This window comes from Pseudomonas sp. NPDC086566 (assembly GCF_050280885.1).
Lineage (GTDB): Bacteria > Pseudomonadota > Gammaproteobacteria > Pseudomonadales > Pseudomonadaceae > Aquipseudomonas > Aquipseudomonas vlassakiae.
The window spans coordinates 172,200-189,408 of the sequence record NZ_JBNNWD010000007.1 but is presented as its reverse complement, the minus strand read 5'-3'; the positions used below and the strand labels follow the sequence as shown (position 1 = coordinate 189,408).

13 protein-coding genes and 1 pseudogene are annotated in these 17,209 nt (G+C 62.4%); 9 read left to right on the top strand and 5 right to left on the bottom strand.

Annotation, left to right across the window (positions count from 1 at the left end; genetic code table 11):
- Nucleotides 1–89: 89 nt before the first annotated feature.
- Entirely contained in the window at nt 90–1,148 is a 1,059-nt protein-coding gene (gene nadA / locus ACQKPS_RS17865) for a quinolinate synthase NadA (protein ID WP_254483738.1), read from the bottom strand.
- A 295-nt stretch (nt 1,149–1,443) separates the two neighbouring features.
- A complete protein-coding gene (locus ACQKPS_RS17860) occupies nt 1,444–2,952 on the bottom strand; it encodes a YdgA family protein (protein ID WP_427605204.1) in 1,509 nt (502 codons plus the stop codon).
- Between the two features lie 466 nt (nt 2,953–3,418).
- Between ACQKPS_RS17860 and ACQKPS_RS17855 the strand changes: the two genes are divergently transcribed.
- The 4 genes and pseudogenes from ACQKPS_RS17855 (at nt 3,419) to ACQKPS_RS17840 (ending at nt 7,992) form a co-directional block, all read left to right on the top strand.
- Nucleotides 3,419–4,771, top strand: coding sequence for an APC family permease (locus ACQKPS_RS17855; RefSeq protein WP_254483734.1), 1,353 nt, complete (start codon nt 3,419–3,421; stop codon nt 4,769–4,771).
- Nucleotides 4,772–4,837: 66 nt separating this feature from the next.
- A pseudogene (locus ACQKPS_RS17850) lies at nt 4,838–6,046 on the top strand (HAMP domain-containing protein); the annotation flags it as partial.
- 102 nt (nt 6,047–6,148) lie between these two features.
- Nucleotides 6,149–6,904 (top strand): methyl-accepting chemotaxis protein, encoded by a 756-nt coding sequence (locus ACQKPS_RS17845; protein WP_427605314.1) that lies wholly within the window; start codon nt 6,149–6,151, stop codon nt 6,902–6,904.
- A gap of 128 nt (nt 6,905–7,032) precedes the next feature.
- The gene (locus ACQKPS_RS17840; RefSeq protein WP_254483730.1) at nt 7,033–7,992 is read left to right on the top strand and encodes a cation diffusion facilitator family transporter; all 960 of its coding nucleotides are present in this window, start codon (nt 7,033–7,035) and stop codon (nt 7,990–7,992) included.
- Between the two features lie 9 nt (nt 7,993–8,001).
- On the opposite strand, the gene ACQKPS_RS17835 is transcribed toward ACQKPS_RS17840, so the two are convergent.
- The 3 genes from ACQKPS_RS17835 to ACQKPS_RS17825 are packed head-to-tail and all read right to left on the bottom strand — an operon-like array spanning nt 8,002 to nt 12,712.
- Nucleotides 8,002–9,360, bottom strand: a complete 1,359-nt coding sequence (locus ACQKPS_RS17835; protein WP_427605202.1) for a TolC family protein — start codon at nt 9,358–9,360, stop codon at nt 8,002–8,004.
- Nucleotides 9,357–11,459, bottom strand: coding sequence for a peptidase domain-containing ABC transporter (locus ACQKPS_RS17830; protein ID WP_427605200.1), 2,103 nt, complete (start codon nt 11,457–11,459; stop codon nt 9,357–9,359). The genes ACQKPS_RS17835 and ACQKPS_RS17830 overlap by 4 nt, the downstream gene beginning before the upstream one ends.
- Nucleotides 11,456–12,712 (bottom strand): HlyD family secretion protein, encoded by a 1,257-nt coding sequence (locus tag ACQKPS_RS17825; RefSeq protein WP_427605198.1) that lies wholly within the window; start codon nt 12,710–12,712, stop codon nt 11,456–11,458. The genes ACQKPS_RS17830 and ACQKPS_RS17825 overlap by 4 nt, the downstream gene beginning before the upstream one ends.
- A gap of 260 nt (nt 12,713–12,972) precedes the next feature.
- Here ACQKPS_RS17825 and ACQKPS_RS17820 point away from each other — a divergent pair, with 260 nt between their 5' ends.
- The 5 genes from ACQKPS_RS17820 to dnaB all read left to right on the top strand — a co-directional run bounded on the left by ACQKPS_RS17820 (nt 12,973) and on the right by dnaB (nt 17,098).
- Nucleotides 12,973–13,161, top strand: coding sequence for a bacteriocin (locus ACQKPS_RS17820; protein WP_099815429.1), 189 nt, complete (start codon nt 12,973–12,975; stop codon nt 13,159–13,161).
- Nucleotides 13,162–13,418: 257 nt separating this feature from the next.
- Complete coding sequence (locus tag ACQKPS_RS17815; protein ID WP_177010821.1) at nt 13,419–14,306, top strand: ParA family protein; 888 nt, start codon at nt 13,419–13,421, stop codon at nt 14,304–14,306.
- Nucleotides 14,299–15,051, top strand: a complete 753-nt coding sequence (locus tag ACQKPS_RS17810; RefSeq protein WP_427605195.1) for a hypothetical protein — start codon at nt 14,299–14,301, stop codon at nt 15,049–15,051. The genes ACQKPS_RS17815 and ACQKPS_RS17810 overlap by 8 nt, the downstream gene beginning before the upstream one ends.
- Nucleotides 15,052–15,056: 5 nt before the next feature.
- Complete coding sequence (locus ACQKPS_RS17805) at nt 15,057–15,755, top strand: DUF2786 domain-containing protein (protein WP_427605313.1); 699 nt, start codon at nt 15,057–15,059, stop codon at nt 15,753–15,755.
- Entirely contained in the window at nt 15,752–17,098 is a 1,347-nt protein-coding gene (gene dnaB / locus ACQKPS_RS17800; RefSeq protein WP_177010823.1) for a replicative DNA helicase, read from the top strand. The genes ACQKPS_RS17805 and dnaB overlap by 4 nt, the downstream gene beginning before the upstream one ends.
- Nucleotides 17,099–17,209 lie beyond the last annotated feature (111 nt).

Here is a 17,209-nt window from a genome sequence, read left to right as displayed (position 1 = left end):
GCCTCTTTGCGGGTAAACCCGCCCCCACAAGGGATCGCATTCCCCTGTAGGAGCGGGTTAACCCGCGAAGAAGGCGACGCGGTCTAGCGTCAGGCGTTACCGGAGAGCTTCAGGCGAGCCGCCTGGGTAAAGTCGAGCATGCGGTTCAGCGGCTTGATGGCCTTCGGCACCAGCGCCGGGTCAACGAAGATCTCGTTGCTCCCGTGACGCAGGCAGTCCAGCACCCGCTCCAGGGTATTCATCGCCATCCACGGGCAATGCGCACAGCTGCGGCAGGCCGCGCCGTTGCCGGCCGTCGGCGCTTCGACGAACACCTTGTCAGGGCATAGCTGCTGCATCTTGTAGAAGATGCCGCGGTCAGTGGCGACGATGAAGGTCTTGTTCGGCAGGGTCTGTGCTGCCTTGATCAGCTGACTGGTAGAGCCTACCGCGTCGGCCAGCTCGATGACGGCTTCCGGCGACTCCGGGTGGACCAGGATGGCGGCATCCGGGTACAGCGCCTTCATGTCGGCCAGCTGGCGCGACTTGAACTCTTCGTGAACGATGCAGGCACCGTCCCACAGCAGCATGTCGGCACCGGTCTGCTTCTGGATGTAACGGCCCAGGTGCTGGTCCGGGCCCCAGATAATGGTCTCACCGTTATCCATCAGGCTTTCGACGATCTCCAGCGCGCAGCTGGAGGTCACCACCCAGTCAGCCCGTGCCTTCACCGCAGCAGAGGTGTTCGCATAAACCACCACGGTACGCTCGGGGTGCTGGTCGCAGAAGGCCGAGAACTCTTCGACCGGGCAGCCCAGGTCAAGCGAACAGGTGGCCTCCAGGGTCGGCATCAACACGCGTTTTTCCGGGGTAAGGATCTTGGCGGTTTCGCCCATGAAGCGCACACCCGCGACGATCACCGTCTCGGCAGGGTGGTTCTTGCCGAAGCGGGCCATTTCCAGCGAGTCGGACACGCAACCGCCCGTCTCTTCAGCCAGGGCCTGGATGACCGGGTCGCAGTAATAGTGGGCTACCAGCACGGCATTCTGCGCTTTCAGCTCGGCAGCGATGGCCGCACGGTATTCGGCCTCCTGCCCGGCGGTCAGCGGGTTGGGCTGCTTGGCGTCAAGATGGGCCTGAACCAACAGGCGTTCGGAAATCTGGGTCATGATCGCTGGACCTGCAGGCGCGCGTGCGCGTCAAATCGAGTGTATCACCCGGCCCTGGCAGATCGGCTAAGGGTGCCGGACGGCATGCACGCCGCCACGGCCCTCTGCGGGCGCGGATTGTTATCGGACGCCGAAGGCTACAGACAATCAGGGGAATTCTAAAGTGGTTTTTGTGGCGCCTGAACCGGCCTCTTCGCGGCTGAAGCCGCTCCCACAGGTACTGCGCAGGTCTCAGGCCTGAGGTGTTCCTGTGTGTTCGGCTTTAGCCGTGAAGAGGCCGGTTCAGGTCAACCCCTCAACCCTGCGGTTGCATGGCGGCAAAATGCGCCGCCAGCAACATGGCGAACGCTTCGACCGTCATCTTCTTGCCGTTGAAATCGACCATGCCATCGGCATAGTGCAGGCTCGACACCACATCGTTGCCCTGCACAGTGGCCAGGCCGCTCTGCAGCGCCATCATGCCGACCATCTCCCCGGCCTGGCCGGACTGCATGGCAATCGCCTGGGCATCGGTCTGCCCTTCCAGCAGCGCCTGCAAGGTCGCCAGGTCGCCGATCATCGGCTTGGACAACGTCAGCTTGCTCTTCACCTCGGTGATCAACTGCTTGCTCAACTGGTCAGGTGGCAGGTCGAACGAGGTCGGGTTGGAAAAGTCCATCGACAGTTCGAAGCGGCTCTCGCCGTTGGCAGTGCGCAACGCCAGGTTGTCGATCGCCAGCTTGGGCCTGGAGGCCAGCAACTGTTGCAGATCGCTGTGGAACCGGGCTTTCTCCGCCTCGTCCATCTGGATTTCCGGCACCGGTTGACCGGCAGCCTGGGCGGCTTCGAACTCCGGCAGGTGGGCCTGGTACCACTTCGACAACGACTGCAAGGCCGGCGCATTGAGCGACTTGATGCTCACGCCCATCTGCACATTGCCGACCGCACGGCCATCCCAGGTGATATCAGCCACCCGATAATCCACGCGCCCCGCCACGGTGTCCGGACCATCCAGAGTCTGCTGAACAGTCTGTTGCAGCCCCTTGAGCACCAGTACCTGCTGCTTGTCACCTAAGGTCGCCTTGGCCTGCGCCAACAGCATGTCGACATCGCCAACGTACACGGCGTCGTGCTTGCTGGCCGCGAGGTTGCCGCCAACCTTCAGGCCCGAAAGCTCGAGGGTGGTCGGCGGCTGGTCGTCGCCGACCAGCTTCATCTCGAAGCGATCGGCGCTGCCGTGGAACTTCGACGCCTTGCCTTGCTGATCCCCGCTGACCTCCAGGGTCATGCCGGAGAAGTCCAGGCTGCTGCCATTGGCCTCGGTGTGCTTGAGCGGTGCCACCGTGATATTGCTGTCGACGTTGCCGGAAAAGCCCAGGCTGGTATGCGCGCGGATCGGCGATTGCTCGCCTGCCGCAGCGAACCAGGGCGCAGTCAGGTCATCCTTTTGCAAGCTGCTGGTGCTGGCGGCCAGCACGGGCATCAGTTGCAGCGCCCTGACCCGCGACCAAGGGAACGGGCCGTGTTCGATCTGGTCGGTCACGCCCAGGTCGAAGCTGAGCACTTCGCCATGGCCGAGATTGATGTCGTTGGCCTTGAGCCGATACTGCGCCGTGCTGCTGAACAAATGCTGATCGAGGGATACCAGCTCGACAGTCATGCTGCCGCCATAGTTGACCAGGGCTTTCCTGAGCTGTTCGTTGCTGCGGCCGACAGCGTTTTCCAGCTCCCCTGGCAGTTGCTTGCCGGTGTACCAGGCGCCAGCGGTGGTCACGACGGCAATGGCGAAAGCCAGGCCGCAAAGGATGCCTACTGATTTCTTCATGAATAGAACCGATCGATGTCCATATGGGCAGATTCGCAGCCAATCGGCTGCGAGGGGTGCAAAAGGATATCATTGCCACGCCAGCCCCGTGACGCCCCCAAAGCCGAAAGGATCAATTTGGGAAACGTCCGACGATCGTTAATTTTTACGAACATTTAACTCGCTCGAAACCGCAAAAAAACGCGCAAAAATTGAACATTCAGGGTGTTTACCTAAGAAATATTTCAATTTCGCAACATCTTGTCATGTTTAACTTGACGCCCCCCTACCAATCGTTTTTTATTTTCACCACCTCGCTCAGCGCCCGATCCACGAAGAAGAAAAAGTCGCGCCGTCATGATGCTCGGATGCCCCTGCCCGCACGCTTCAACCTCCTCGCCACGGCACTGCAAGCCTGACGTCGGCGCCTAGCCCGCGCCTATCTCTGCTCCAAACAAAAAGGTGAACAACATGGAGCCACACCAGCATGCAGCATGACCACAACGCCACCGGCAACGGCCAATTCCGTAAATCCCTGCGCCTCTGGCACGTAGTCATCATCGGTCTGGCGTACCTTACGCCGATGACCGTGTTCGACACATTCGGCATCGTGTCCGGCGTTACCAACGGCCACGTTCCCAGTGCCTATCTGCTGGCCCTGGCCGGCGTTCTGTTCACCGCTGTGAGCTACGGCACACTGGTTCGCCGTTTCCCGCAGTCCGGCTCCGCCTATACCTACGCCCAACGCGCCATCAACCCGCACGTGGGCTTCCTGGTCGGCTGGTCTTCGCTGCTGGATTACCTCTTGCTGCCCATGGTCAACGCCCTGCTGGCCAAGCTCTACCTTTCGGCGATGTTCCCTGAAGTGCCGGCGTGGATGTGGGTGGCCGGCTTCGTCACCCTGATCAGCCTGATCAACATGCGCAGTATCAACCTGGTCGCGCACTTCAACCTGTTGTTCGTGGTGGTACAGCTGATGATCATGTCGGTGTTCATATACCTGTGCATTCGCGGCCTGGGTCAGGGCGAAGGGCTGGGGAGCACCTGGAGCCTGATCCCGTTCGCCGACTCGCAGACGCAACTCAGCGCCCTGGCTGCCGGCGCAACCATCCTGTGCTTCTCGTTCCTGGGCTTCGACGCAGTGACCTGCCTGTCCGAAGAAACCAAGGAGCCAGGCAAGATCATCCCGCGCGCGATCTTCCTCACCGCCCTGATCGGTGGCGTGGTGTTCATCGCGGTGTCGTACTTCATGCAGGCCTACTTCCCGACCAACGCACGCTTCCACGACCCGGAAGCAGCACTGCCGGAAATCGCCTTGTATGTCGGTGGCAAGCTGTTCCAGTCGGTTTTCATCGCCTGCACGGTGATCAACACCATCGCCTCGGGCCTGGCTTCGCAGACCAGCGTATCGCGCCTGCTGTACGTGATGGGCCGCGACAATGTGATCCCGAGCGGCGTGTTCGCCCGCCTGCACTCGCGCTACAAGACGCCGATCGTGAACATCGCCGTGGTCGGCGTGATCGCCCTCTCGGCCATCTTCTTCGACCTGGTCACCGCTACCTCAATCATCAACTTCGGCGCCCTGGTCGCATTCAGCTTCGTCAACCTGTCGGTGATCAGCCACTGCTACCTGCGCGAGGGCAATCGCCAGGGGCTGGCCAACAAGATGAAGTACCTGGTGCTGCCAACCATCGGCTTCTGCATCATCGCCAAGCTCTGGCTCGACCTCAACGAGCATTCGTTGATCTTCGGCGGCCTCTGGGCACTGGCCGGGCTGCTGCACCTGGCCTGGCTGACCAAGGCCTTCCGGGTCTCGCCACCGAACTACGTCGCTGATTGACTCAAGCCACCGACAACGCCCGCGCCTGAACGCGGGCGTTGTTGTTGCCCGATAAGGAAAGTCCTCATGCTGCTGCGTCGCCTGTCCATCCAGTGGAAAATCACCCTGCTTGCCGGCCTCTGCCTGCTGGTCATCGTCGCCTTGCTGGTCGCCAGCTCACTGACCCAGTCGCGGCGCAGCGCGGCGCTGGTCAACCAGGCCAACACCGAAATGCTCGAACACAGTGCGCGCCTGCGCCTGCAGGCCCACGCCGAAACCCAGGCGCTGCGCATCCAGCGCTATTTCATGGACGCCTACCAGTACGGTAACGGCTTCGCTCGCCTGGTCCAGGTGCTCAAGGCTCGGGGTGGCAGCGAACTGCGCACCGAGCTGACCCGCCAGGCCCACGCCAGCCTGGCCGGCAACCCGGACGTGATCGGCCTGTACCTGGTGTTCCAGCCCAATGCGCTGGACCACCTGGATCATCAGTTCATCGGCCAGGAGGCCAGCGGCAGCAACGAAAGCGGACGTTTCTCGCTGTACTGGTCGCAACCCCGCCCTGGCACCCTGGAACTGGAAGCGATGCCCGAGTCCATGCTGGGCGACAACAGCCCCGGCAGCAATGGCCTGGCCAAGAACCGCTGGCTGACCTGCCCGCAGGAAACCACCCGGGCCTGCGTGCTTGAACCCTACCTCGACGAGGTCAACGGCCACCAGGTGCTGATGACCAGCATCGCCCTGCCCCTGCTGGAAAATGGCAAGGTGGTGGGCGTGGTCGGCCTGGACATCGGCCTGGACAACCTCCAGCAACTGAGCCTGGATGGCCGCCAGGAGCTGTTCGATGGCCAGGGCCAGGTCAGCATCGTCAGCGCTGCCGGCCTGCTCGCCGGGCATAGCCGTGACGCCGGCAAGCTGGGCCAGCCGCTGGACAAAGAAGTGGATCAGGGCCTGCTGCGCGTCACCCGGCCGTTCGCGCCAATCCCTGACGCCACCCCGTGGCAGGTGCAACTGGAACTGCCTGAGGGAGTGCTGCAAGCGCCGGCCCTGGCCCTCAACCAGCGCCTGGACGCCCATAACCAGAGCGCCAACCTGACCAGCCTGCTGATCGGCCTGGCCGCCGCCATCATCGGCCTGTTGCTGGTCTGGCTGACGGCGCGGGGCGTGACCCGGCCGATCCTCGCCGTGGCCGCCCGGCTGAAAGACATCGCCAGTGGCGAAGGCGACCTGACCCGTCGCCTGGACTACGCCCGTCAGGACGAACTGGGCCAGCTGACAGCTTGGTTCAACCGCTTCCTCGACAAGCTGCAGCCGGTGATCGCCCAGGTCAAAGGCTCCCTGCTCGAAGCCCGCGGCACCGCCGACCAATCCGCCGCCATCGCCAGCCAGACCAGCAATGGCATGCAGCAACAGCAGCGGGAGATCGAACAGGTCGCCACCGCCGCCAACGAAATGAGCGCCACCGCCCAGGATGTCGCCCACAACGCGGCCCAGGCAGCGCAGGCCGCACGCGGCGCCGATCAGGCCAGCCGTGAAGGCTTGCAGTTGATCGCCAGCACCCGCCAGACCATCGACCAGCTGGCCACCGGCATGGACACCGCGATGGGCGAAGCCCGAGCGCTGGAGCAGCGCAGCGAGCAGATCGGCTCGGTGCTTGAGGTGATCCGCGCAATTGCCGAGCAGACCAATCTGCTGGCCCTCAACGCCGCCATCGAGGCCGCTCGCGCAGGCGAGGCCGGGCGTGGCTTTGCCGTGGTCGCCGATGAAGTGCGCAGCCTGGCCCAGCGCACCCAGGTGTCGGTGGAAGAGATTCGCCAAGTGATCGAAGGGCTGCAGCAAGGCACCCAGGACGTGGTTGGCGCCATGCATGAAGGCCAGCGCCAGGCCCAGGCCAGCGCCACGCGCATGGAGCAGGCGCTGCCCGCACTGGAGCGCATCGGCGAGGCCGTGGCAGTGATCAGCGACATGAACCTGCAGATTGCCTCGGCGGCCGAGGAGCAGAGCGCGGTGGCCGAGGAAGTGAACCGCAATGTGGCCGGGATTCGCGACGTGACCGAATCGCTGTCGGGCCAGGCGGATGAATCGGCACGCATCAGCCAGGCGCTCAATCGACTGGCCAACCAACAGCAGGCAATGATGGAACAGTTTCGCGTCTAGCCTGTAAGGGCCTCTTCGCGGGTACAGCGCAGCTCTCAAGACCCGTGATATCCCTGTGTGAGCGGGTTCACCCGCGAAGAGGCCAGCACAGCCAACATAGAAACATCGCTATTTACCGAGCACACCCCATGCAAACCGCAACCCGTTCTTCCTTCTTCGACCTAACCAGCGAACAGGGCCTGTTACGCACCTCGATCGCCGTCACCTTGTTCATCGCCACCATCGGTATCGGCTTCGGCCTGGCCTCCGGCTCGTTCTCGATCGTCTTCGACGGCGTCTATTCGCTGGTCGACGCCAGCATGAGCGGCCTGTCGCTGGTGGTGGTCAAACTGATCACCTCGCACGCCACCAGCCTGCAACTCTCGCGCAAGCTGCGCGAGCGCTTCACCATGGGCTTCTGGCACCTGGAGCCGATGGTCCTGGCACTCAATGGCATCCTGCTCAGCGGCGTTGCCATCTACGCGCTGATCAACGCTGTCAGCAGCCTGCTGCAAGGTGGCCGCCACCTGGAGTTCGGCATCGCCATGGTCTATGCGCTGCTGACCGTGGTCGCCTGCGCGACCATCGCTGTGGTGGAGCATCGCGCCAACGGCAAGCTGAAGTCGGACTTCGTGCGCATGGACGTCAAAGGCTGGGTGATGTCGGCCAGCATTACCGCCGCCCTGCTGATCGCCTTCTGCTTCGGTTACGCCGTGCAGGGCACACAATGGGAATGGGTATCGCCGTACATCGACCCGGCGGTATTGGCACTGGTCTGCCTGGTGATCATTCCGCTGCCGCTGTCGGTGGTGCGTCAGGCGCTGTCAGAGATTTTCCTGGTGACACCGGGCGACCTCAAGCTGCATGTCGACACCGTCGCCCGGCAGTTCGTCGCCAGGCACGGGCTGAAGTCCTACAAGGCCTACGTGGCCAAGGTCGGGCGCTCACGCGAAATTGAACTCTATTTCATCGTGCCGGCAGACATGCCGCCGCGCTCGATCGCCGAGTGGGATGCCTTGCGTGACGAAGTCGGCGAGGCCGTCGGCGGCGAAGGCCCGGATCGCTGGATCACCGTGGTGTTCACCGGCGACCCGGCCTGGGCGGAATAACCCCCCGCGTCAGTACTCGCGGCCGTCCAGCTGGCCGAGGTCAGCAGCCAGTTGCAGGCGCGCGGTGTACCAGTCGACCACCGACGCGACCCGCCGTTGCTGCGCGCTGGCCAGATCGTTCTGGGCATTCAGCAGCTCGATGATGCTGCCGACTCCGGCCTTGTACCGCCCCAGCGCCACCCGGTGCGACTGTTGGGCGCTGGCGACCAGCCGACGGCTGATGACCAGCGCCTGGGTACGCGCCTCCAGCGACTGGCGGCTGCGCCAGACGCTCAGGGCGATGGCCCGCTGGGCACCATACAGGTCCTGCTCCCGCGCTGCCGCTTCCGCCTCGGCCGCCCGCGCCCGGCGGCGGGCCAGAAAGCCATCGAAGATCGGCACGCTGACCTGTACGCCCACGGTCCAGGTTTCGATCTGCTGCCGCGAGGCCACTTGTTCGACCGGAGTATCCTCATGCCGGTAGTCGCTGTACAGCGAGATCGTCGGCCGCCCCTGGGCCCGCTCCGCCTCGGCCTTGGCCAGGCTGGAGGCCCATTGGGCGCGAGCGCTGTCCACTGACGGGTGGGTCTGCCGGGCCTGCTCCATCAACGCATCGACACTTTGCATGAAGCGCGCTTCCTGGCCTTGGGGCTCGTCCAGTGCTTCCAGGCGCAGCGGCGCGGAAGGCGACAGGTTCAAGGCGCTGGCCAGCGCACCGTGGGCAATGGCCAGGTCACCTTCGGCCAACACCCGCTCCAGTTGCGCCTGCTCGAAGGTGGTCTGCGCCTGCAGGCGATCAGCGCGCTCCCCTGCCCCGGCCTGGTGCTTGGCGGTGGTCACCCGCAAGCTGTCGGCTGCCAGCGCCTCGATACTGCGCCGGGCCTCGAGCAAGGCGCTGCTGGCCTGCACCTGGTAGAACGCCTTGCTGGTGCCGAGTACCACCTGCTGGATCTTTTCCACCCGACTGCTGCTGGCCGCATTGAGCAACTGGCGGGCGCTTTCCACCCTGGCGTCGCGCAGGCCGAAGTCGTACAGCACCCAGTTGAGGCTCAGCCCGTAGCCGCTGGTCCGGGCATCGAGGCTGGAGTTAGCTTCGGGGAAACCGTCATAACGCGTTTTGCGGTTGGCCCGGCCAGTGTTCGCCTGCCCCTGCAAGGTCGGCCAGTAGGCCGAGCGTTCGGCCTCCATGCTGGCCTGGCTGCTCAACTCCGTTCGCCAGGCGGCCTGCAGCTCGGGGTCGGCGCACAAGGCCATGGCCACGGCGCGGGACAAGGACAGCGGCTGGTCGCCAGGCCATGGCCCGGGGCAGGCTTGCAAGGGCTGCGCGGCCTGGCCCTGAAGGCCGCACAGACAAAGCACCAGGGCCAGCATTGCGCGGCGCTTCATCATGCGCTCGTCACCCGCCCGTCGAGCAGCGCCACCACGCGCTGGGCCGAGCGGATGGTATCCGGCCGATGGGCGACGATCACGCGGGTTATGTGCAGCGCTTCCAGCGCCTGGTTGACTGCCGCCTCGCGCTGGATGTCCAGGTGGCTGGTGGCTTCGTCGAGGAACAGCAGCTTCGGGCGCCGGTACAGTGCGCGGGCCAGCAGGATACGCTGCTTCTGCCCGCCGGAGAGCACTGCGCCCATGTCGCCGACCAGCGTGTTGTAGGCCATCGGCATGCGCGCGATGTCGTCATGCACGGCAGCCAGGCGTGCACACTGTTCGACCCAGGCCGGGTCGGCGTCAGTGGCGAAGAAGCTGATGTTGTCGGCGATCGAGCCGGCGAACAGCACGTCGTCCTGCAGCACCGTGGCGCTGATCCGGCGCAGCCGGCCTATCGAGCGGGCGTCGACGGGCTCGCCATCGAGCAGTACCTGCCCTTCCACCGGTGCGAGGATGCCCAGCATCACGTTCAGCAACGTACTTTTGCCGCAACCTGAAGGGCCGACGATGGCCAGCGACTCACCCGGTTCGATGACCAGCGAAACGCCGTCCAGTACCCACGGCTCGTAGGCGTTATAGCGGAACCTCAGCTGACGCACTTCCAGGCGCGGCACAGGCCCTGCGTCTGCCTCCGGCAATGGCGGCGACTGCGGTTCGGCGGCCTCCAGCACAATGTCGGACAGGCGCTCACCATGCAGGCGCAGCATTACCACGTCGACCAGCTTGTCGATCAGCCCGGACACGCGGCTGTTGAACTGGTCCTTGTAGGCACTGAAGGCGATCAGCATGCCGGCGCTGAAAGCACCGTCCATCACCTGCCGGGCGCCCAGCCAGATCACCAGCAGGGTCACCAGGCCGAACAGCAAACCGTTGAAGGCGCGGTACAGCAGTTGCAGCTTCTGCGGGCGCAACCCGGCATTGATCTCGTCGATCAGCAGGCCACTCCAGGTCGTCGCGCGCTGCTCCTGATGAGCGAACAGCTTCAGCGTACGCACGCCGCGCATGGTTTCGAGAAAATGGCTCTGCTGCCTGGCTGCATGTACCAGTTCATCTTCACTGGCCCGCCGCAGCGGCCCGAACCAGGCCCAGCGCGCCAACCCGTAAAGCACCATGGCAAACACCGCAATGAACGCCAATGGCGGGCTGTAGAGAAACATCAGGACCAGCGTGACCACGGTCATCAGGCCATCGAGCAGGGCTTCGATGAACGAGGTGGTGAGGGTGCGCTGGATCGCCTTGAGCGAACCGAAGCGAGAAATGATATCGCCCAGATGGCGCCGCTCGAAGAACGCCACCGGCAGGCGCACCAAGTGGTTGAAGACATTGATCTGCCACTGGCTGCCAAGCAGCGTACCCAGGTACATCAGGGCCCACGAACGCCCCAGCGACAGCACCTGCTGGGCCAGCAACATCAGGCCGAAGCCGATGGCCAGTACTGCCAGCAGGTCGCGATCGGCGCTGACCAGCACTTTGTCGATCACCGTCTGCATGAAGAACGGCGCCAGCACCGTGCACAGCTCCAACGCCAGGCCCAGCGCCAGTACCTGGGTGAACACGCCGCCAAATCCCTCGACCTTGCCCAGCAAGCGCCGCAGGGACAGCCGCGTCTTCACCTCGCCCGGCTGGAAATCGCTGTGAGGCCATAGCTCCAGGGCGACGCCGGTGAAGGCCCTGGAGACCTCTTCAAGGCCAAGCTTGCAAACTCCGCGCGCCGGGTCATGGATGACCACGCCACGCGGGCCGACCTCCTTGAGCACCACGAAGTGATTGAATTCCCAGTGCAGTATGCACGGCAGACGCAATTGCGGCAGGGCCTCCAGCTCCAGACGCAGCGGTCGCGTGGCCAGGCCCAGGTGACCGGCCATGGCCATCAGTTGCTTGAGCGTGGCCCCCTTCATGGAAGGCGCGAGCTTCTGGCGCAGGCCCTGCATGTCGTGCACCTGGCCATGATAGGCGGCAACCATGGCCAGGCAGGCCTGGCCACATTCGGCAGCCTCGACCTGCAGCATCACAGGCAGCTTGCGGCCAATGCCGAAGCTCAGGGAATGGTACAGGCTCACAAGCGTTTTCCTATGCCGCGCAGGGGCTCGAGCAACCACTCGTAGAGCGGCAGCTCCTCCAGCATGATGTCCGCGTCCAGCTGCATGCCGGAGCGCAGGGGTTCTTCACTGCCGCGGGCGAACAGGCTTTGCCGCTCCAGCGTGACCTTGACCCGATACAGCGGCCCTTGTTCGCGCAACGCCTCGGAGGGCACGCCAACGCTCATGACCTCGTCAGCCGGCATGGCGCTGCGGGAAACCGAGGCCACGGTGCCGCGGGCCAGGCCAAAATGCTGGTAGGGGAAGGCCTGGTAGCGCAGCAGCACGATATTCCCTGGCCGTACGAAGCCGGCCGAGCGACTGGGCACATGCAGCTCGGCGTACAGCCTGCTGTCCTGCGGTACCAGGCTAAGCAGCGGGCGACCGGTATCGGCGCGCGCCCCGTTGACCACGCCTAGCGCCGCCACCTCCCCGGCCACCGGGGCGGTGATCATCACCTGGCGCTTGACCTCGCTTTCCAGCAGGCTGCTCTGGCTCTCCAGCAACCGGCGCTGCAGCTCTGCCATCTGCTTGGTCTGCTTGTACGGCAATTCGGCAAGTTCGGCGCGCAACCCGGCGCTTTCGTTGCGCAGGGCCAGCAGCGAGCGGTTCAGTTCTTCGGCGCGAAGGCGCATTTCCAGCACGGCATCCTGACGGGCCTGGAGCAGGTCACGGGAAACGAAGTCCTGACGTTGCAGCTCGGCGTAGCGTTCGGCGATTCCCTGGGCCAGGGCCAGGCGCTGGCGAGTCAGGGCAATCTGCGCGGCGACTTTTTCCTGTTCGCCTTCCAGCATGCCGAGGCGACGGGTCTTGCCCTCACGTTCTTGCTGGTGAAGCACGCGGGTTTCGTCGATTTCGTCGGCCAGGCTGTTGTTGCGCCGGGCAAGCAGGCGGCTGATGGCATCCTGGTTGGCAGCGGCCTCACCGTTGCGGGTGTCACTGGCCAGGGTCAACAGCACCTGTCCCGCCTTGACGTGCTCGCCATCGCTGATCTGAAGGTCCTGCACCACCCCAATCTGCGGGGCGAAGACCTTGACCACCCCGGCTTCGGGCACCAGCACGCCGCTCACGGCTTCACGCCGCGTATAGCTGGCAAAGGTGATGAACAGGCTTACGGCGATGCAGAACAGCAGCGCACAGGCGCTGGCGATGCGCAAGGACGGTGGCGATACCAAGATGACGCTGCCCAGGTCGTTGCGTGCCCCTGATTGCAGTGCTTCCTTACGAAATAGCATTCCCTGGCCTACTACTGGCAGTTGCGAAATCGCCCGTAGCAAGTCCGGCTTCGGGCCAGGCCAGACTAATCAAGCCAGTCACAACGGGCACTAGTACAGATGCACTAGTGCGCGACGCAGCGAGAACGGCATCACATTGTGGCACTAGGACATTAGGTCACCCGTGCTATTGCTTCAAGCGGCAGCCCCTTCACATCATTTGCCAGGTCCGGTAACGCTTTGCCGGTGACGGAACAACACAACTTGAAGAGGACTCATCCGTGAATACCGAACTTGAAAACCTGCGCACACTCGACGATGACGAACTGGAACAGGTCAGTGGTGGCATTTCAGCTTTTGGCTACCACGCCGATGCCAGCGTCGTTAACTATGGCCAAGGCTCGATCTTGCATGTGAGCTGGGGCAGTAACGGCGGCAAGTACAACTTCTTCGAACTGAAGCTGTGCTGATTGGCCAGGCCCGCAGCCTTTGAGGATGTGGGCCTTCGCCGTTCTGGCAGGCCCGGAACGACAAAGCCCGCGACCATTGCTGGTTGCGGGCTTTGTGTTACTGCATATGGTGGGTCGTGTAGGATTCGAACCTACGACCAATTGGTTAAAAGACAATTGGGATCTAGGCAGAAATTTCCACCTAGGGAGGGGTTTTAAGCACCATTCCAGCGCCTAGGCACGCAGCCTCTAATGAAATCCACATTAGAGGCATGGCAATGACACACCCGAAGAAAGCAAAACGAGCTGGTAAGGTTTCCACCAAAGGCGGCACCGGTAAGTCCACTGGGTCCACCAATTTGGGGGCATTCACTGCAGACGCTGGGCTGCGCACCCTCCTCATCGATCTGGACCCCGTCCAGCCCTCCGCATCCTCCTACTTCCCCCTGGAGTACACCGCCCCGGGCGGCATTTTCGAGCTGCTGTCGTACAACGAGACCGACCCGGCCAAGATCATCTCCCGCACGTCGATCAAGAATCTCGACGTCATCATCTCGAACGACGCCAACAACCAGCTCAACAACCTCATACTGCAGGCGCCTGATGGCAGACTGCGACTAGCCAACCTTATGTCGGCTTTCGATGCCGATTACGACCTGATCCTCTTTGACACCCAGGGCGCCCGCTCTGCGATGCTGGAGATGGTCGTTCTTGCATCCGACATCATCCTCTCTCCCCTCCCCCCGAACATGTTGGCCGCGCGCGAATTCAGCCGTGGGACCATCCATATGATGGATGGCCTGCGCAGTTACGCACGCCTCGGCCTCACCATTCCCCACATCAACATCATCATCAACGGCCTGGATGAAACTGCTGACGCGCGCGAGATCCACCGCACCGTCCGTGAAATCTTCGACGGGAACCCTGACTACACCGTCCTGCAATCGATCATTCCAGATGCCGTCATCTTCAAGAAAGCCGCGAGCCAAGGCGTGCCTGCCCATCGGCTTGAATATCGTCAACCGTCGAACCGTAAGTCGCCGTCGGCGCTGAGCGTCATCCGCAACCTGGCTATCGAGGCGTTTCCAGAATGGAAAGACCGCTTCGAGGCAATGACTGAAGAGCGTGTAGCCCAGATCGCCAGGGAGGCACGCCGCGATGAGTAAGCACACGATTACCGAGGCTGCCGGGATTACGGCCGATGAAGTCCTCAGGATTGGGAAACTCTACAGCTCCAATGAGTTACGCAGCATTCAGAAAAAGCTGACATCTGCGTCTGGAGACCTGCACAAGCTAGCCAACGGCTGGAAGGTGGGTGCCGGCTTGCTCGGTTCGCTCGGTGACCTTCTGAGCAGTGAACAGCGCGAGTTACTGCGTAGTACCGCACAACTCATTGATTCGATCGGTCACAACGTGACCCATGCGAAGGAAAAACGCGTTCGTTCCGAAAAAGAAACGAAACGCCGCCAAGATGCGCGTGATGCTCAATCGAAACAGCTGGTAGCTCGTACATTCCCTTTGCCAACCGACACTCACGAAGAACTCCTGGAAACCATCAAAGCCGCACTCATCCTGAATCGTGCACGGCAGTTCTACACCTCCTACAACCCTTCTGAATTCAACGTTTACGTCAGAAACGAGCTGAAGACACCTGCTCGGCTGCATGGGCATTCAGTGGAGCAGCACCGAGCCGGGAATATCAGATCACTCCGCTACTTCATGATCAGCGACCTGACCAGCCACCTAGCTTATGACGATGGTTCATCGGTGGAGGAACGCCTGCGACTCCTGCAGGAGAAAGTGGCCGAAGCTGTTTCCCTGGCAGTCCTGACAGCAGACGAACGCGAGACACTGCGCCTCTGGCAAGAAGCCCTGGTGCCTGCAGCGAATAGGCAGGAGGGCCGGGCATGAGCACGATGGACAAGCAGAAGGTCCTGGACAAAGTCACCAAGCTGATGGCCTTAGCCAACAGCCCAGGAGCAAACACGAACGAGGCCGCGACCGCATTGCGCCAGGCCCGCACCCTCATGTCTAAATACAACATCGAGACTGAAGAGGTACGTGCCTGCCAGGTAGAGGAAGCAAGCGTTCCCACACAGACACGGCGCTCGCCTTCGGATTGGCAGCACTCGCTTGCGGCGACGTGCGCTGCCGCCTTTGACTGCAGCCACCTGTCCTACTACCACCCCGAGAGAGGGTACTGCTTTAAGTTTCTGGGCAAGGGTATTGGTCCGGATTTATCCGCCTATGCCTACAGCAGTTTGATTCTTCAACTGCAGAAAGCCCGTCGCGAGCATGTGGCTCAGCAGAAGCGCTGCCAGCTGAAAACCAAACGTCGTCGTGGTCAGCTCTTCGCCGAGGGCTGGATCGGCGCAGTGGCTTCGAAAGTCAGAGAGTTTGCCGGTGATATGGATCCGGAGACACAGGCTGATATCACTGCTTACTTGAGCTTGCATCACCCGCAGTTGAGACGCTTCAACATCACACCGAGTGAAGCTAAAGGCAATGACCGTAGCTCGCTGCAAGCAGGCATTCATCAGGGCCAGCAGGCTCAGCTCCACCGTGGAGTCGGCCGAACTCAGCAAACAGCGATTTCCCAAGGAGGTGCCAGATGACCGATCTGACTCTCTCCCCCCCTCATTCTATCGAGGCTGAGCAAGGTGTCCTGGGCGGGCTGATGCTGGATAACGAAGCGTGGGATCTAGTCGGAGATCAGCTACAAGCGGACGACTTTTTCCGCTCCGAACACCGGCTGATTTTCACTGCGATCAGAGAATTGTCCGAAAAAAACAGCCCATTCGACGTAGTCACCATTTTCGAGGCGATGGCCGTCCCCGAGGAGGTTGGAGGCCTTTCGTATCTCGCCGAGCTGGCGAAGAACACGCCATCTGTTGCGAATATCCAATCGTACGCAGAAATCGTGCGCAACCGGGCTCACCTTCGCCGCATCATGTCGCTGTGCTTCCAAGGAACCAGAGATGCGGCTGAACTAGCTGCCGACGCGACAGAGGTCCAGGATACGCTCGAGCAGAGGCTATTTAAGCTCGGCGAAGGTCGAGTCGTAAGCGAATTCGCAGACATGAACCAGGCCCTGCTCTCGGTCGTCGACAAGATTGACGCCAACTTCAACGGCCATGTAACCGTGACAGGCGTGCCAACCGGTATCACTGAGCTTGATGAGATGACGCGCGGCCTGCAGCCAGCGGACTTGATCATCGTCGGTGCACGCCCCTCAATGGGAAAAACCTCGTTCTGCTTGAGCATCGTCGATGCGGCGCTGACCAATTCGCCTGACGAAATCGTGCTGGTTTTCAGCATGGAGATGCCTACCGAGGCCCTGATCTATCGGATGCTGGCCATTCTTGGCCACATCGATCTGAGCAGACTGCTATCCGGTCAGCTGCAGGATGACGACTGGCCCAAGCTATCCGCCGCCGTCCATCGCATGAACGCCTATGGCAACCGACTGGTCATCGATGACAGCGCGAACCTGACCCCTGCCGCTATGCGGGCCAAGGTCCGACGTGCTAGCCGGCGCTTCGGGAAGCCTTGCTTGATCATGGCGGATTACCTGCAGCTCATGCGGAGCCCAGGCCAGGAAAACAGGGTCAACGAAATCAGCGAAATCTCCCGATCACTCAAGGGTATCGCGAAGGAGTTCAACTGCCCCTTCATGGCTCTCTCGCAGCTCAATCGGGACCTTGAGCGCCGGCCCAATAAGCGCCCAGTGAATGCTGATCTACGGGACAGCGGGGCTATCGAGCAGGACGCGGACCTCATCGTCTTTGTCTATCGAGACGAGGTGTACAACGAGGACACCGAACTCAAAGGCGTCGCCGAACTGATCATAGGTAAACACCGCAACGGCCCCGTCGGCTATGTCCGTGCAGCCTTCATCGCCAACCAAACCCGATTCGCAAACCTCACTGCCGATCATTGGCAAGGAGCTGCCGCATGAAGTCCATGCAACCCCATCCGATCACGCATGCCTGCCGTAGCTGTGACCGGCACTTCTCGCTGCATCAAGTACGGCAGGTGCATCCTGCTGAGCACACCCCTGAAGGTGAGG

Coding starts and splice junctions, on each gene's coding strand:
- ACQKPS_RS17805 (WP_427605313.1), top strand. CDS start 15,057: ATGGACAAGCAGAAGGTCCTGGACAAAGTCACCAAGCTGATGGCCTTA.
- ACQKPS_RS17835 (WP_427605202.1), bottom strand. CDS start 9,360: ATGATGAAGCGCCGCGCAATGCTGGCCCTGGTGCTTTGTCTGTGCGGC.
- ACQKPS_RS17825 (WP_427605198.1), bottom strand. CDS start 12,712: ATGCTATTTCGTAAGGAAGCACTGCAATCAGGGGCACGCAACGACCTG.
- ACQKPS_RS17810 (WP_427605195.1), top strand. CDS start 14,299: ATGAGTAAGCACACGATTACCGAGGCTGCCGGGATTACGGCCGATGAA.
- dnaB (WP_177010823.1), top strand. CDS start 15,752: ATGACCGATCTGACTCTCTCCCCCCCTCATTCTATCGAGGCTGAGCAA.
- nadA (WP_254483738.1), bottom strand. CDS start 1,148: ATGACCCAGATTTCCGAACGCCTGTTGGTTCAGGCCCATCTTGACGCC.
- ACQKPS_RS17840 (WP_254483730.1), top strand. CDS start 7,033: ATGCAAACCGCAACCCGTTCTTCCTTCTTCGACCTAACCAGCGAACAG.
- ACQKPS_RS17815 (WP_177010821.1), top strand. CDS start 13,419: ATGACACACCCGAAGAAAGCAAAACGAGCTGGTAAGGTTTCCACCAAA.
- ACQKPS_RS17845 (WP_427605314.1), top strand. CDS start 6,149: ATGCAGCAACAGCAGCGGGAGATCGAACAGGTCGCCACCGCCGCCAAC.
- ACQKPS_RS17860 (WP_427605204.1), bottom strand. CDS start 2,952: ATGAAGAAATCAGTAGGCATCCTTTGCGGCCTGGCTTTCGCCATTGCC.
- ACQKPS_RS17855 (WP_254483734.1), top strand. CDS start 3,419: ATGCAGCATGACCACAACGCCACCGGCAACGGCCAATTCCGTAAATCC.